The following is a 14924-nucleotide window of genomic DNA, read 5'->3' on the forward strand; positions in this document are numbered from 1 at the left end:
CATTTTGCCTATGATAATCTTTAACTATAAGAATCAAAAATTAATAATAAAGACTTTAAAATGAGTATACTAGAACAAACAACTTTTCTAAAATCAATTCACCCTTTTGAAAATCTTACAAAAGCTCAGTTAGAGAAATTTGCTGAAGCCTTAGATATTGTCTACTTGAAAAAAGATGAAATTATACAAAAGCAAGGAGACGAACCAGAAAATATTTACTTTATTTTAAAAGGTTTAGTTCAAGAAAAACATGAAGATGAAGTTTTATCAATCTATTCAAATAATGAGTTTTTTGATCCAATTTCTCTAATTGAAAATTATTCTAAACATACTTTTGTAACTGCTCAAGAGACTATTTGTTATGTCTTAGCAAAAGAAGTTTTTATTAAAACTTTACGAGAAAATAGCTTATTAGAGAGTTTTTTCTTTCAATCAATATCTCAAAAACTAAATGCAAATATTAATAATGAAAAAAACAAAGAACTTTCAAATTTAATGGTAGCAAAGGTAAAAGAAGCAAATGTCCATCGGGCTATAGTTTTGCCTTATGAAACATCTATTTTTGATGCAGTTACTACAATCAAAAAAGAGAAAGTTCCAACTTTACTTTTAAAAGATGATGAGAATAAAATGTATATTGTTACAGATTCAGATTTTAGAGAAAAAGTAATTTTAAATAGAATGGATTTTGATGATATTGTTGGAAAAATATCAAATGAAGGTCTAGTATACGTTAATGAAAATGATTTTTTGTTTAATGCACAATTAATCATGGCTAAACATGGATTAAAAAGAGTCGTAGTAAAAAATGATAATGATGAAATTTGTGGAATTATTGACCAAATATCTTTATCTTCTTTCTTTGCAACACATACATTCTCTGTATCAAATACAATTGCAAAAGCCGAAACAATTGAAGAATTAAAAAAAGCAAGTCAATCTTTTACAAAAATTATAAAATCTCTTAATGCAAAAGGTGTAAAAGTAGATTTTATTTCTAAATTAATTAATCAATTAAATAGAAATGTAATGGATAAACTATTTAAAATGACTGCACCAAAAGAATTATTAACAAATGCCTGTCTTGTTGTTATGGGTAGTGAAGGGAGAGGTGAGCAAATACTAAAAACGGACCAAGATAATGCTTTAATAATAGATGATAATTGTTCTTTAAGCGATGAAGAAATATTAAAATTCACACATGAATATACTGAATATCTTGTTGATTTTGGATTTCCTAGATGTGAAGGTAATATTATGGTTTCAAATCCATATTGGTGTAGAAGACAAAAAGATTATAAAGATCTAATTTATGAATGGATAACACAACCAAGTGGTGATAACTTTATGAATCTTGCAATTTTTTATGATGCAATGGCTGTAAATGAAAATAGAGCAATGCTTACAGAACTAAAAGAATATATTTTTAAAATAGGCTCAACTTCAAAAACATTTTATATGCATTTTGCAAAAATCATTATGGATTTTGATGTTCCTTTAGGTTTCTTTGATGGTTTTGTTTTTGATTCAAAAAATAAAGAACATAATAATGAAATTGATATTAAAAAAGGTGGTATTTTTATAATTGTACAAAGTATAAGAACATTATCTTTAGAATATAAATCAATGAGATTAAATACAATAAAAAGAATCAAGGAACTTCAAGAAAAAGGAGAACTTGATGAAGAGTTTGCTTCAGAATTAATTGAAGCATTTAAATTCTTATTAACAATAAAATTAAAATCTAATCTTGAAAAAATGGATAGTGGTGAAGTTATTGATAATTATATAAATCCCGATAATTTAAATACAATGGAAAAAGATTTATTAAAAGACAGTTTTAAAATTGTTAATAGATTAAAGAAAAAACTAGAGCATCATTATAAGTTGAATTATGTTTAATCAAATAAAAAACTACTTTAATAAAAAAAATCTAAAAGATGAAAAGTACTCTTATCTTTTTGATAAAGCTAATGATGATGAATTTGTCTGCTTTGATTGTGAAACTACAGGTTTAGATCCAAAAGTTGATGATATTATATCTATAGGTGCTGTAATTATAAAAAACAATACAATAATTTCAAGTAAAAAGTTTGTAAGATTTGTAAAGCCAAAGACAAAACTACAAATAGAAGCAATAAAAGTTCATCATATAAGAGAGATGGATTTAGAAGAAGCAGAAGATATTGATAATGTTATTGAAGAATTTCTTGACTTTATTGGCAATAGAAAACTTGTTGGTTATTACTTAGAGTTTGATATTGCAATGATAAATAAATACATAAAACCAAAACTTGGAATATACCTACCAAATAAAAATTATGAAGTATCTGCAATTTATTATGATTATAAAATTGAAAAAATTCCTCAAGCAAATATTGATTTAAGATTTGACACGATAATGAGAGATTTGCAAATTCCTACTATGGGAAAACATGACGCATATAATGATGCAGTTATGACTGCTTTAATATTTGTAAAACTAACAAATTTTCCAAAAGTTAAAATCAGATAGTTAATATCGTTTAATTATTACACATAACGTACAACTTTTATACATTTTACTTTAAAAAAATCTCTTTAAAGGTCATTTATATCATATTTTATTACCAAAAGTCACAATTTTATATTTTTAAAATTTTTATGTATATTTTATGTACTTTTAGAAAAATATAATATACAATATATATCGAAGAAGGTTATAAAATTATGCTATCTATTTGCTATGATTTTTAATTATAATCTTTCACAACTTTATAAAGTAGAAAGGATAACGTAAAATGGGTTTAATCGAAAGTATTAAAGAGAAAGCAAAATCAAATTTAAAGACTATTGTTCTTCCAGAGACAGAAGATGAAAGAGTACTTAAAGCTGCTCAACAAGTATTAGATGAAAAAACAGCAAATGTTGTTTTAATTGGTAATGAAGAGACTATTAAAACTCAAGCTGCATCTTGTGGAGCTTTTATTGGTGGAGCTACAATTATTGATCCTAAGTCATTTGATGGTATTGAAAAATATATTGATGAGTTAGTTGAACTTAGAGCAAAAAAAGGTTTAACTAGAGAAGAAGCTACAGAAATCATGACTACAGAACCAAGATTTTTTGGTTGTATGATGGTAAGACTTGGCGATGCTGATGGTTTAGTTGCTGGTTCAAACTCACCGACTGCTGATGTTTTAAAAGCTGCAATTCAAGTTATTAAAACAGCTCCTGGTATTAAAACAGTATCATCTGCTTTTGTTATGGAAACAGCTGATGGTAAATTTGGAGATAATGGTTTAATTCTTTTTGCAGATTGTGCTGTATTACCAGATCCAAATGCTGAGCAATTAGCTGATATTGCATCTTCAACTGCTGCAACTGCTAGTTCTGTAGTTGGTTTAGATCCAAGAGTTGCAATGTTATCATTCTCAACAATGGGAAGTGCTAAGCATCCATTAGTTGATAAAGTACAAAATGCTGTACAAATCTTAAAGGATAGAAACGTTGATTTCGCTTTTGATGGTGAAATGCAAGCAGATGCTGCAATTGTTGAAGCTATTGGAGCAAAAAAAGCACCAGGTTCAAAAGTTGCTGGTCATGCAAATGTATTAGTATTCCCAGATTTACAAGCAGGAAACATTGGATATAAATTAGTTCAAAGATTTGCAGGAGCGGATGCTCATGGACCAATTGTTCAAGGTTTAGCAAAACCTGTAAATGATCTTTCAAGAGGTTGTTCAGTAGAAGATATCTCAAATTTAGTTGCAATTACAGCAACTCAAGCATAACAATTAAATTAAACTAAAAAAAAGGAAGCAAATATGTTAGTATTTATTTTAAACGCAGGAAGTTCGTCATTAAAGTATCAGTTAATGAACCCAGTAAGCAAAGAAGTTTTAGCAGTAGGGCTATGTGAAAGAATAGGAATTGATGGTGTTTTAAAACATGAATTTGGTGATGATGCAAAACTTAAATTAGAAGTTGCAATGCCTACACACAAAGAAGCTATTGAATTAGTATTAAAAACATTATGTGAGGGTGAAGGTAAAGTTATTGATTCAATTAATGATATTGATGCAATTGGACATAGAGCTGTTCATGGTGGAGAAGAATTTGCTTCATCTGTAATGGTATCTCCAAAAGTAATTGAAACAATGAAAAAGTTAATTCCTTTAGCTCCTTTACATAATCCAGCAAACATTATGGGAATGGAAATTTGTCAAGAATTAATTCCAGGTAAACCTAATGTTGCTGTATTTGATACTGCATTCCATCAAACAATGCCTGATTATGCTTACATGTATGCATTACCTTATGACCAATATACTAAACATGGTATTAGAAAATATGGTTTCCATGGTACTTCACATTACTTTGTATCAAATGAAGCGCAAGGTATGTTAGACAAAAAACACAATACAAGAGTAATTGTTTGTCATTTAGGAAACGGTTCATCTGTATCTGCTGTTTTAAATGGTAAATGTATTGATACATCAATGGGTCTTACTCCTGTTCAAGGTTTAATGATGGGAACTCGTGCTGGTGATGTTGGTGCTGGTGCACTTTCATATATGATGAGTCAAGAGAATTTAACTATTGATGGTGCTTTAGATGTAATGAACAAAAAATCAGGAATTTTAGGAATCTCTGGAAAATCTTCAGATTTAAGAGAAGTTCTTGAAGGTATGCAAGCTGGTGATGAAAGATGTAAATTAGCAGTTGAAATGGTAGCATATAATATTAAAAAATATGTTGGAGCTTATGTTGCTGCACTTGATGGTGTTGATGCATTATGTTTCACAGGTGGTATTGGTGAAAACTCAGCATTAATCAGAGAAATTGTTTGTGCTGGTCTTGATGGAATGGGATTAAATATAGATCCAACTAAAAATAATAAAAGATCACAAGAGCCTAGAGATATTGCTACAAATAGTTCTACTGCTAGAATCTTTGTTATTCCTACAAATGAAGAGTATGTTATTGCAAATGATACATATAAAATCGTTACAGGACTTGAAAAGTAATTCAAACATAAAAAAAGCAGATAGTTTAAAACTATCTGCTTTTGTCTTCTTTAAATCAAAAGAAACTTTCTAATAAGCTTTTAATCCACTTACAAAATTCATTGAAATAGATGAAACAGTTTCACTAATAAATTTATCAATAAACTTATCAAATTTATCTTGTTTTTGCCAAATAGCAATATCAACTTCTGCTAACTCAACAATTGCTTTCTCTGCACTTGAAACAGTAGCTACCTCATCAACTAAACCAACTTCTTTTGCTTGAGATGCAGTAAATACTTTTGCATCAGCAAATTGCGTGTGATTTTTAACATCAAGTTTTCTAGCATTTGCAACATCTGTGATAAACATATTATAAGTATCATCAATTATACTTTGTAATTGTTCTTTTTCATAATCAAACCATTTTCGTGTAGGAGTCCCTGATTCTTTATATTTTCCAGCTTTTACAGTTTGTGTAGAAATTCCAATTTTTGCCATTAACTCTTCAGTGTTAACACCTTGCATAATAACTCCAATAGAACCTACCATTGCACCAGGATTTGCAATAATTTTATCACTCCAAATAGAAGCATAGTAAGAACCACTTGCAATTATTCCACTTGCATATACAACAACAGGTTTAATTGCACTTAATTCTTTGATGGCATATGCTAATTCAACAGAAGGAGCAACTGCACCACCTGGAGAATTAACTTCTAGTAGCACACCTTTAATATTTACATTTTGTTTTGCTTTTTGAATTTCACCCATGGTTTTACTAACATCTAGAATTGGACCAAAAAGTTCAATTTTTTGTAAATTAGCAACTTCAAAAGTGCCATTTTGGTTCATTTTATCATTTGGTGAGTAAACAACAAAATACATTATTGTTAAAAATACTATTGTTTTAAAATATTTTGTAATAAAGTCTAATATTGCAATAATTGGTGAAAACAATATTTTAAAAAAATTAAACAAACTCTCCTCCTATTATAGTTTTATTTACAGATTTAGTATGTAAAATAATTTGCATCGCTAAATCTTCTTTATCTTCAATTTCATCTGGTAATTTAAAAGATATTATATCTGCGTCTTTTTGTTTTTCTAAACTTCCTTTATTCAATCCTAAAGCAATATTACCATTTAAAGTAGCAGCTTTTAAAAGAGTTTTAGAAAATTCGATTATATTTTCATCTACATGAATCATTAAAGCAGTTCTTAACTCATCAAACATAGATAAAGAGTTATTTGAACTCAAACCATCAGTTCCAATAGAAAACTTTATATCTTTTAATTTTGATAAATCTAATTTACTATTGTTAAGCACCCTATTTGATGTGGGACAGTGATTAATAACTGCATTCAAAGATTTTATCTTTTCAAAGTCAGCATTACTTGCTTCCACACAATGTGTGAAAGAGAGTTTTTTAACATTTGAGAATTGTGTTAAAAACTCCATAGGTTTTGTAACCGCTGTACTTTGATTTAAAAAGTTTTTAAAAAAATCTATAAATAAACCTTCATTTTTATGTAACCATTCAAACTCTTCACTTGATTCTAAAAAATGACTTGAAACAGCAAGATTTTCTTGTTTTGCTAGGGCTAAACTCTCTCTTACTAAAAATGGATGCACTGAATAAGGTGAATGAATAGCAACAGCTGGAATAAAACTTTTTGATGAGCATTGTTTAGCTCCTTCAAGTCTACTTTTAAAATCAGCAAACAAAGTATCTGCCATATCAGCTTTACTTCCAATTACTTCACAAAAAAATACAGTATTAATAGGTGATTTTACACATGGTTCTAAATCAAATGAATAAGAAGAAATTGCACCTATTGTTGTAGTACCTGTTTTTTTCATTCTGTCTAATTTTGTAGAGATTAGTTTTTGAGTAGCTTTTTCTATTAAAGTATCTCTATTTTTAATTACAGAGTTTAGCCAAGCTAAGAAGTTACCATATTTTAATGTTGTTGTATTTGCACTAAATTCTAAATGAACATGAGAGTTTATAAGTCCAGGCATTAAAACAGAGTTTTCTTCAGCCTCTTGTATTTCTTCATTTGGATATTTTTTTTGGATATTTGAAATTGTATCAATATCAATAATTTTATGAGAAAAAACAATAGCACCATTTTCAATGATACTAAAGTTTTCATCGCAGGTAATAACCCACTTAGCACTTAATATATTCATATATTTTGAATTATTCAGTTACTTCTTGTTGTTGAGCTTCTTCAACAGCTTTAATTTCAGAAATAATTTGCATTAATGCAATTAATCCCATGTGGTAACCAAATGGTCCAAATCCTGAAATAACACCAGTAGTTGCGCTTGCAGTTACAGATTTTTGTCTAAACTCTTCTCTTTTGTAAATATTTGAAATATGTACTTCTACTGTTGGAAGTTCAACTGCACTTAATGCATCTTTAATAGCAATAGATGAATGTGAATATGCTGCTGGATTAATTAAAATTCCATCAACTGTTCCTAAACACTCTTGAACTCTATCAACTAATTCACCCTCTAAGTTTGATTGGAAAAACTCTAATTCAACTCCATTTTGTGCAGCTGCATTTTTTAATTGATCGTGAATTTGTTCTAAGTTCATTGGACCATAGATGTGTTGTTCTCTAATACCTAACATATTTAAGTTTGGTCCTTGAATTACGGCTATTTTCATATTATATTCCTTTTATAAAATTTAGGTAAGATTATATTTAAATTAACGTTAAACCATACCAAAGGAAAGAGATTTTATGAAAAATTTTATTTTATTAAATGAGAATGCTGTATATTTTGAAGCTTCTTTTTCTTGTGATAATGTACTTTTTTTATCACTAAGTGGAGATAATTATTTTATTACAGATGCAAGATATACAACAGAAGCAAAAGAGTTTACAAAAAACTGTGAAGTTATAGAGTCATCAAACTTAATAAAAACAGCACAAGAAATATTAATCAAAAACAAAATAAAGAAAATAGTATTTGATCCAAATGATTTTAAATATTCTACTTATGTAAAATTGTCAGAAGATATTAAAACAACTTTTATTCCAAAAGAGAATTTTTCAAAATTAAAAAGAATAATAAAAACAGATGAAGAAGTTAAAATATTAAAAAAAGCAGCAAAACTTGGTCGTGAAGGTTTTAAGAATTTAGCTAAATTCATTAGAAAAAATGGCTTTAAACAAAGCGAACAATTTATATTTTTTAAAGCAATTGAAAAAATGAGTCAAAGCGGAAAACTAGACTTAAGTTTTGATCCAATTGTTGCATTTAATGAAAATGCAGCAAAACCACATGCACTACCTACTTCTAAAAAATTAAAATTAAATGATTTAATACTAGTTGATGCAGGAGTAAAATATAAGAGATATTGTTCAGATAGAACTTGCGTTACATCTGCAAACTTTGAAAAATTATCTTTTAAAAGAGAGCAAAAGTTTAAAAATAAAAAACATCAAAAAATTTATGATTTAGTTTATAAAGCTCAATTAAACGCAATTGAAAAAGCACGTGTAGGAATGAAAGCATCTCAAATTGATGCACTAACACGTACTGTAATTGAAAAAGCAGGATACGCAGATAAGTTTATTCATAGTACTGGTCATGGTGTAGGACTTGATATTCACGAGTTTCCAAATATAAATGCTAAATCAGATGTAATAATTGAAGATAATATGGTTTTTACAATTGAACCTGGAATTTATTTACCAAAAGAGTTTGGTGTTAGAATTGAAGATACTGTTGTTATGAAAAATGGTAAAGCTGTAATACTATAATTAAAGAAAAAGAAGAAAAATTTGAAAAAAAAAATTAGCAAAGATTTAACACTTTTTTATACTCCAAATTTTCCTAAATCTTATAAAAAAGATACAAATAAAAAATATCATGTAACTATTGGTATTGGGGGAAATATTGGAAATATGAAAAAAACATTTGATAAATTAATCTTATGTTTAAGACAAGATGCAAGATTTACTGTACTTAAAACTTCACCACTTCTTCTTAATCCTCCCTTTGGATTCTTAGAACAAAATGATTTTTTAAATGGTATAATCACGTTTAAAACTAATCTTAGTGCAAATGCTGTATTAAAAGCAATGCAAAGATATGAAAATAAATTCGGAAGAAAGCGATCCTTTCAAGATGCGCCTAGAACCTTGGATATAGATATAATCTTTTTTGATAATAAAAAAATCAATACAGAAAAACTTATTATTCCTCATAAAGATTGGGCAAATAGAGAATCAGTGATTATTCCTTTAGAAGAAATGAAAAGGATATATAAATGAAGAAAAAAGTAGTTGTAGGAATGTCAGGTGGCGTTGATTCTTCAGTTACTGCTTTATTATTAAAGCAACAAGGCTATGAAGTACAAGGCTTATTCATGCGAAATTGGGAATATGGAATTAAAGGTAGCCAATGTCCTAATAGAATAGAGTTTGAAGATGCAAAAAAAGTAGGAAAACTTTTAGGAATTGATGTAAAAGGTATTGATTTTGTTGAAGAATATAGAACAAAAGTATTTGATATATTCTTAGAAGGTCTAAAAAAAGGTCTTACTCCTAATCCTGATATTTTATGTAACCGTGAGATTAAATTTAACGTATTTTTAAATGAAGCAAAAAAAATGGGTGCTGATATGATAGCAACTGGACATTATGCAAAAATAGCTAAAAATGGCGAGCATTTTGTATTAGATACTCCAAAAGATTCTTCAAAAGATCAAACATATTTCTTACATGCACTATCAAGCGAACAACTTTCACATGCAATGTTTCCACTTGGAGATTTAACTAAAACAGAAGTTCGAGAAATAGCAAGAGAGCATAATTTAAGTGTTAGTGATAAAAAAGATAGTACGGGAATTTGTTTTATTGGGAATCAAAGATTCGATGAATTTATTACACAACATTTAAAAGCAGTTCCTGGTGATATTATTGATGAACATGGAAAAGTAATAGGAAAGCATAAGGGTCTTATTTGCTACACATTAGGTCAAAGAAAGGGTATTGGTCTTGGTGGTATTAAAGAAACAGAAAGTGATGGTCATATTCATAAGCCATGGTATGCTGCTAAAAAAGATCTTGAAAATAATACCTTAACAGTTGTTCAAGATACAGTTCATCCACTACTAATGAATGAAAATGTTGAAGCTAGTCATATGCACTGGGTATTAGAAAAACCTGCCAAAATTGGAGATAAACTAATGGCACAAGTTCGATATCGTCAACAAAAACAAGCATGTACTGTTGTTGAAACTACAGACGATAAAGTAATAGTAAAATTTGATAAACCTCAAAGAGCTGTAACTTTAGGTCAAAGTCTTGTTTTATATGATGGCGAATATTGCTTAGGTGGCGGATTTATAAGTGATTACTCTTAAGTGTCTGTAATGAAAAAAAAAGTAATGGTAGGCATGAGTGGAGGAATTGATTCTTCTGTGACTGCTTATATGCTTCAAAAAGATGGCTATGAAATTGAAGGAGTTTATTTAAAACTTCATAATAGAAATGATGGTTATCATGAAAAAAACTTAGAGCATATTGAAGATATAGCAAAGTTTTTAAATATCAAATACCATATTTTAGATTTAAGTAATAAATTTACACGTGAAATTTATGACTATTTTGTAGAGTCTTATCTAGAAGGCACAACACCAAATCCATGCGTAAAATGTAATAAACAAATCAAATTTGGTTCAATGTTAAAATTTGCAAAAGAAAAAGGTTGTGATTTTTTGGCAACAGGACATTATGCTAAAAGTGATGGAACTTTTGTTTATGAAGCCGATGATAAATCAAAAGACCAGAGCTATTTTTTATCACAAGTTGATAAAGAGGCAATTGCTTTTATGAAGTTTCCATTAAGCACTTATAAAAAAGAAGATATTCTTAAATTTGCAAAAGAGTTAGATAGTGTTTTTGAAAAAATTACACAAAAAAATGAATCTCAAGAGATTTGTTTTGTTGAAACTGTTTATACAGATGTAATCAAAAAACATGCAAATATAGATATGCCGGGAGATGTTTTAGATGAAAAAGGCAATATTGTAGGAGAGCATAAAGGTTATATGCATTATACAATTGGAAAAAGAAGAGGTTTTACAGTAAAAGGTGCACAACATCCACACTTTGTAAAAGAATTAAATCCTAAAACAAATACCATTGTTGTAGGTAAAAAAGAAGTCTTAGAAGTAAATGAAGTAATAGCAAATGGACTTAATATGTTTATTGATGATACTACTTTTACTGCAAATGTAAAATTAAGATACAGATCAAATGCAAATCCTTGCGAAGTTAAAATAGAAAATAATAAAGCTTATATAAAATTAAAAGAACCAGCTTTTGGAGTTGCATCTGGTCAACTTGCAGTTTTTTATGATAATGAAAAAGTTTTAGGGAGTGCTTGGATTGAAAGTACTAAATAATTTAGGAGTTAAACTCCTAAATTATTCTTATATTAAAAAGAGTAAGCTAAAGTAGCAGAGTAATCTTTGTAATCAGACGAAGAAGAACCTTCTAAGTCATAATCAACAAATAATAATCCTAAAGATAAAGAATCTGTAAATGAATAACCTGCAGATAAGTTTAACTCTTTTTCTTCACCATTTGCAGTAAAATCAGTTTCTCCATATAACACTCCTAAATCTACACCTGCAATAGTGTAACCAAGGCTACCATATACCATTTTAGCATCAGCTTGAGTATAAAGAGCATCTCCATTATCTAATGGTTCAAAATTGTCACCAACTAAAGCCATTGAACCAATTCCGCCTTTATCATCAGTAGCTATATAACCAGCTGCAACTGAAACTCCTGATAATGATGTGCTAAGTTCTAATGCTAATAATGAACCATCATTTGTTGTTGAAACATCTTCGCTTGAAGCTGCATAGTGAGCTAAAGCACCAAACATATCAGATGAGTAAGTTGCTTTTAAACCATACCAGTCTGCAATATCAGGAACTGAATAATAATAAGGATTAAATTCAATAGCTTCTAAACCAGTATATTTAATATCTGCAACATATGCACCATCATCTTTAATACCATCACCATTCAAATCACCTGTAAAATCAGTAATTTCATCTTCATCTGCAAATGCAATTTGATTAGAGTAACCTAAAACAATTGATGTGTCAGGAATAGCTGTAATTTCTGCAACTACTGCTTCATGGTAATCACCCATCCACTCTAAATCAATTGCTTGTCTACCTGCTGTTAATGAAACCATATCATTTGCATATTTGATATATGCTTCAGTCATTAAAGCATCATTTGCTAATGCACCATCATCCATTGCATGACCAGCTTCAAAACCAGCTTTTGCACTAAAACCTTTATAAGATGCTGTTTCATATCCTAAATTTATAGTTCCGTAACCATTTGATTCATCTGGTGTACCACCTTTATTATCTTTTTTTTGTCCATATGCTGTTAAAGAACCTGATACACTCCCACTTTTAAATGCTTCATCTATTGAATCTGCTCCAAATGCCATACTTGTACTTAATAATAAACCACATGTTACTAAACTAATTTTTTTATTCATATAATTTCCTTTTATTTTAATTATTTATAAATATGTACGCGCTACATATTATTTTTTTTAGAAGAACATTAAAATTTTATCAATATTTTTAAATTTAGTATACATAAATTTTGTATACTAAATATACATTTTATTTTTTCTATTCATTAAGTACTATTTAGATAAAATCGCAAATATAAACATATTAATTAAGGGAATTTTCATGTCAAGATATAAAATTTTTAGTGGAACTGCAAATCCTGAGTTTGCTGCAAAGGTTGGAAAGTATTTAGGAGTACCAGTATCTAATGCTAAATGTAACTCATTTAGTGATGGAGAAATGTCTGTTCAAATTACAGAAAGTGTAAGAGGTCAAGATGTATTTATAATTCAACCTACATGTGCTCCAACAAATGACAATTTAATGGAACTATTAATTATGGTAGATGCATTAAAAAGATCTAGTGCAAAATCAATATCAGCAGTAATTCCATATTATGGATATGCAAGACAAGATAGAAAAGCAGCTCCAAGAGTTCCTATTACAGCAAAATTAGTTGCAGATTTACTAGAAGCTGCTGGGATTACAAGAGTTGTAACTATTGATTTACATGCAGCTCAAATTCAAGGTTTCTTTAATATTCCAGCTGATAACTTATTTGGTTCTATTTTATTTGTTGATTATATCAAAGACAAAAAATTAGCAAATCCTATTATTGCAAGTCCAGATATTGGTGGAGTTGCACGAGCTAGATCTTATGCTGATAAATTAGGATACGATTTAGTAATCGTTGATAAAAAAAGAGAAAAAGCTAATGAATCTGAGGTTATGAATATTATTGGTGATGTTGAAGGTAAAGATGTAATTTTAGTTGATGATATGGTTGATACAGCTGGAACACTTGTTAAAGCTGCAGAAGTATTAAAGAAAAGAGGTGCAACTTCTGTAATGGCTTGTTGTACTCATGCTGTTTTATCAGGACCAGCATATGATAGAATTGCAAATGGTGTTTTAGATGAATTAATTGTATCTGACACAATTCCTACACGAAAAGATGCTAAAAAGATTACAGTATTAACTGCATCTGTTATAATTGGTGAGACAATAAGAAGAATTCAAAATAATGAGTCTGTAAACTCGATTTTTATCGCTTAATATACAAATTATAATTTTTTAGCTATAATACGAAAAATTATTAAAATTAAAGGAAAAACAATGAAAAAAATTATTTTATCTACAGTTGCTTGTGCAACAATGATGTTAGCAGCAAATGAGTACAAATATGAAATTACACCTATGATTGGTGGAGCGTATACAGAAGGTAACTTAGGTATGCAACAAAACTACGTAAACGGTGGTTTAGCTTTAGGATTTAATCAAACTGATTCTATGATAGATCAAGTTGAGATTGCAGCATTCAGAACAGTTGAAGATGCAAAGTATTATAACTTAGGTGGAAGAGATACTGGAATTACTAGAGTTTTTGTTAACTTAGTTAAAGATTACCCATTATCTTCAAACTTTTCATTATATGCATTAGCTGGTGCTGGTGTTGAATTCTTTGATGATGAAGCTAATGACAATAATGAAAATGGAATTGTAGGAAACTATGGTTTTGGTTGGAAGTATAAAATTGCTGAACAATTTGCATTAAAAGCAGATGTAAGACACTTAATTGAAGCTGATCATGGAGATAACACTTTATTATATAACTTAGGTTTCTCTATTCCATTTGGACAAGTAGCTAAAGCAGCTCCTGTTGTTGCAGCTCCTGTTGTTGTAGCTCCAATGGATTCAGATAACGATGGTGTAATTGACGCAAAAGACAAATGTCCAAATACTGTTGCAGGTGCTACTGTAAATGCAATGGGTTGTGAAATGGATGATGATAAAGATGGTGTTGTAAATAGATTAGATCAATGTCCAAATACTATTTCTGGTGCAAAAGTTGATACTGTTGGATGTATGACATTAGTTAATTTAAATATTAACTTTGATACTAACTCTGCAGTTGTAAAAGATCAATACAATCAAAGAATTGCTAACTTTGCAAATGCAATGAAAAACAACACAAAATTAAAAGCTACAATTGAAGCACATACTGATTCAGTTGGTTCTGCTAAATACAACCAAAAATTATCAGAAAAAAGAGCAGCTTCTACAGTTGAAGTTTTAAAATCATTAAATATTGATGCATCTAGATTAACTGCTGTTGGTTATGGTGAAACTAAACCAGCTGTATCTAATATGACGAAAGAAGGAAGAGCTCAAAATAGAAGAGTTCATGCTGTTATTACTAAATAATTAGTTTCTTCTTATAAATAAGATTAGGATTTAATCCTAATCTTATTACTTTTTCTCCTCAAAACATCTTCAAAATTAAATTTTATAACAT

14 protein-coding genes are annotated in these 14924 nt (G+C 28.9%); 10 read left to right on the forward strand and 4 right to left on the reverse strand.

What is annotated here, in order from left to right; all coding sequences use genetic code 11:
- Positions 1 to 60 precede the first annotated feature (60 nt).
- From D3Z07_RS06670 to D3Z07_RS06685, 4 genes are all read left to right on the forward strand, one after another.
- Positions 61 to 1902 carry a putative nucleotidyltransferase substrate binding domain-containing protein gene (locus tag D3Z07_RS06670; protein ID WP_076084353.1) on the forward strand — a complete coding sequence of 614 codons (1842 nt, stop codon included), beginning with the start codon at positions 61 to 63 and terminating at the stop codon, positions 1900 to 1902.
- Entirely contained in the window at positions 1895 to 2515 is a 621-nt protein-coding gene (locus D3Z07_RS06675) for a 3'-5' exonuclease (RefSeq protein WP_076084350.1), read from the forward strand. Before D3Z07_RS06670 ends, D3Z07_RS06675 begins: the two co-directional genes overlap by 8 nt.
- A gap of 265 nt (positions 2516 to 2780) precedes the next feature.
- A complete protein-coding gene (gene pta / locus D3Z07_RS06680; protein ID WP_076084347.1) occupies positions 2781 to 3773 on the forward strand; it encodes a phosphate acetyltransferase in 993 nt (330 codons plus the stop codon).
- Positions 3774 to 3806: 33 nt separating this feature from the next.
- Complete coding sequence (locus D3Z07_RS06685; protein WP_076084344.1) at positions 3807 to 5009, forward strand: acetate/propionate family kinase; 1203 nt, start codon at positions 3807 to 3809, stop codon at positions 5007 to 5009.
- 69 nt (positions 5010 to 5078) lie between these two features.
- On the opposite strand, the gene sppA is transcribed toward D3Z07_RS06685, so the two are convergent.
- The 3 genes from sppA to aroQ are packed head-to-tail and all read right to left on the reverse strand — an operon-like array spanning position 5079 to position 7672.
- Entirely contained in the window at positions 5079 to 5969 is an 891-nt protein-coding gene (gene sppA / locus D3Z07_RS06690) for a signal peptide peptidase SppA (protein WP_076084341.1), read from the reverse strand.
- Entirely contained in the window at positions 5962 to 7185 is a 1224-nt protein-coding gene (gene mqnF / locus D3Z07_RS06695; protein WP_122893382.1) for an aminofutalosine deaminase family hydrolase, read from the reverse strand. The genes sppA and mqnF overlap by 8 nt, the downstream gene beginning before the upstream one ends.
- A gap of 10 nt (positions 7186 to 7195) precedes the next feature.
- Positions 7196 to 7672: a type II 3-dehydroquinate dehydratase gene (gene aroQ / locus D3Z07_RS06700; protein WP_122893383.1), complete on the reverse strand. Its 477-nt coding sequence runs from the start codon at positions 7670 to 7672 to the stop codon at positions 7196 to 7198.
- A gap of 76 nt (positions 7673 to 7748) precedes the next feature.
- On the opposite strand from aroQ, the gene D3Z07_RS06705 reads away from it, so the two are divergent.
- Genes D3Z07_RS06705 through mnmA (D3Z07_RS06720) form a run of 4 tightly spaced genes read left to right on the forward strand, consistent with a single transcriptional unit; the run spans position 7749 to position 11425 of the window.
- Positions 7749 to 8774: a M24 family metallopeptidase gene (locus D3Z07_RS06705; RefSeq protein ID WP_122893384.1), complete on the forward strand. Its 1026-nt coding sequence runs from the start codon at positions 7749 to 7751 to the stop codon at positions 8772 to 8774.
- Positions 8775 to 8795: 21 nt separating this feature from the next.
- Positions 8796 to 9287, forward strand: coding sequence for a 2-amino-4-hydroxy-6-hydroxymethyldihydropteridine diphosphokinase (folK, locus tag D3Z07_RS06710; protein ID WP_122893385.1), 492 nt, complete (start codon positions 8796 to 8798; stop codon positions 9285 to 9287).
- The gene (gene mnmA / locus D3Z07_RS06715; protein WP_122893386.1) at positions 9284 to 10381 is read left to right on the forward strand and encodes a tRNA 2-thiouridine(34) synthase MnmA; all 1098 of its coding nucleotides are present in this window, start codon (positions 9284 to 9286) and stop codon (positions 10379 to 10381) included. Before folK ends, mnmA (D3Z07_RS06715) begins: the two co-directional genes overlap by 4 nt.
- A gap of 9 nt (positions 10382 to 10390) precedes the next feature.
- On the forward strand, positions 10391 to 11425 hold the full coding sequence (mnmA, locus tag D3Z07_RS06720) for a tRNA 2-thiouridine(34) synthase MnmA (RefSeq protein ID WP_122893387.1): 1035 nt from the start codon (positions 10391 to 10393) through the stop codon (positions 11423 to 11425).
- Positions 11426 to 11457: 32 nt separating this feature from the next.
- On the opposite strand, the gene D3Z07_RS06725 is transcribed toward mnmA (D3Z07_RS06720), so the two are convergent.
- Positions 11458 to 12549 carry an Opr family porin gene (locus tag D3Z07_RS06725; protein ID WP_122893388.1) on the reverse strand — a complete coding sequence of 364 codons (1092 nt, stop codon included), beginning with the start codon at positions 12547 to 12549 and terminating at the stop codon, positions 11458 to 11460.
- Positions 12550 to 12751: 202 nt separating this feature from the next.
- Between D3Z07_RS06725 and D3Z07_RS06730 the strand changes: the two genes are divergently transcribed.
- Entirely contained in the window at positions 12752 to 13684 is a 933-nt protein-coding gene (locus tag D3Z07_RS06730; RefSeq protein WP_076084324.1) for a ribose-phosphate pyrophosphokinase, read from the forward strand.
- 60 nt (positions 13685 to 13744) lie between these two features.
- Complete coding sequence (locus D3Z07_RS06735) at positions 13745 to 14833, forward strand: OmpA family protein (RefSeq protein ID WP_122893389.1); 1089 nt, start codon at positions 13745 to 13747, stop codon at positions 14831 to 14833.
- Positions 14834 to 14924 lie beyond the last annotated feature (91 nt).

It is taken from the genome of Arcobacter peruensis (assembly GCF_003711085.1).
GTDB classification, from domain to species: Bacteria; Campylobacterota; Campylobacteria; order Campylobacterales; family Arcobacteraceae; genus Poseidonibacter; species Poseidonibacter parvus.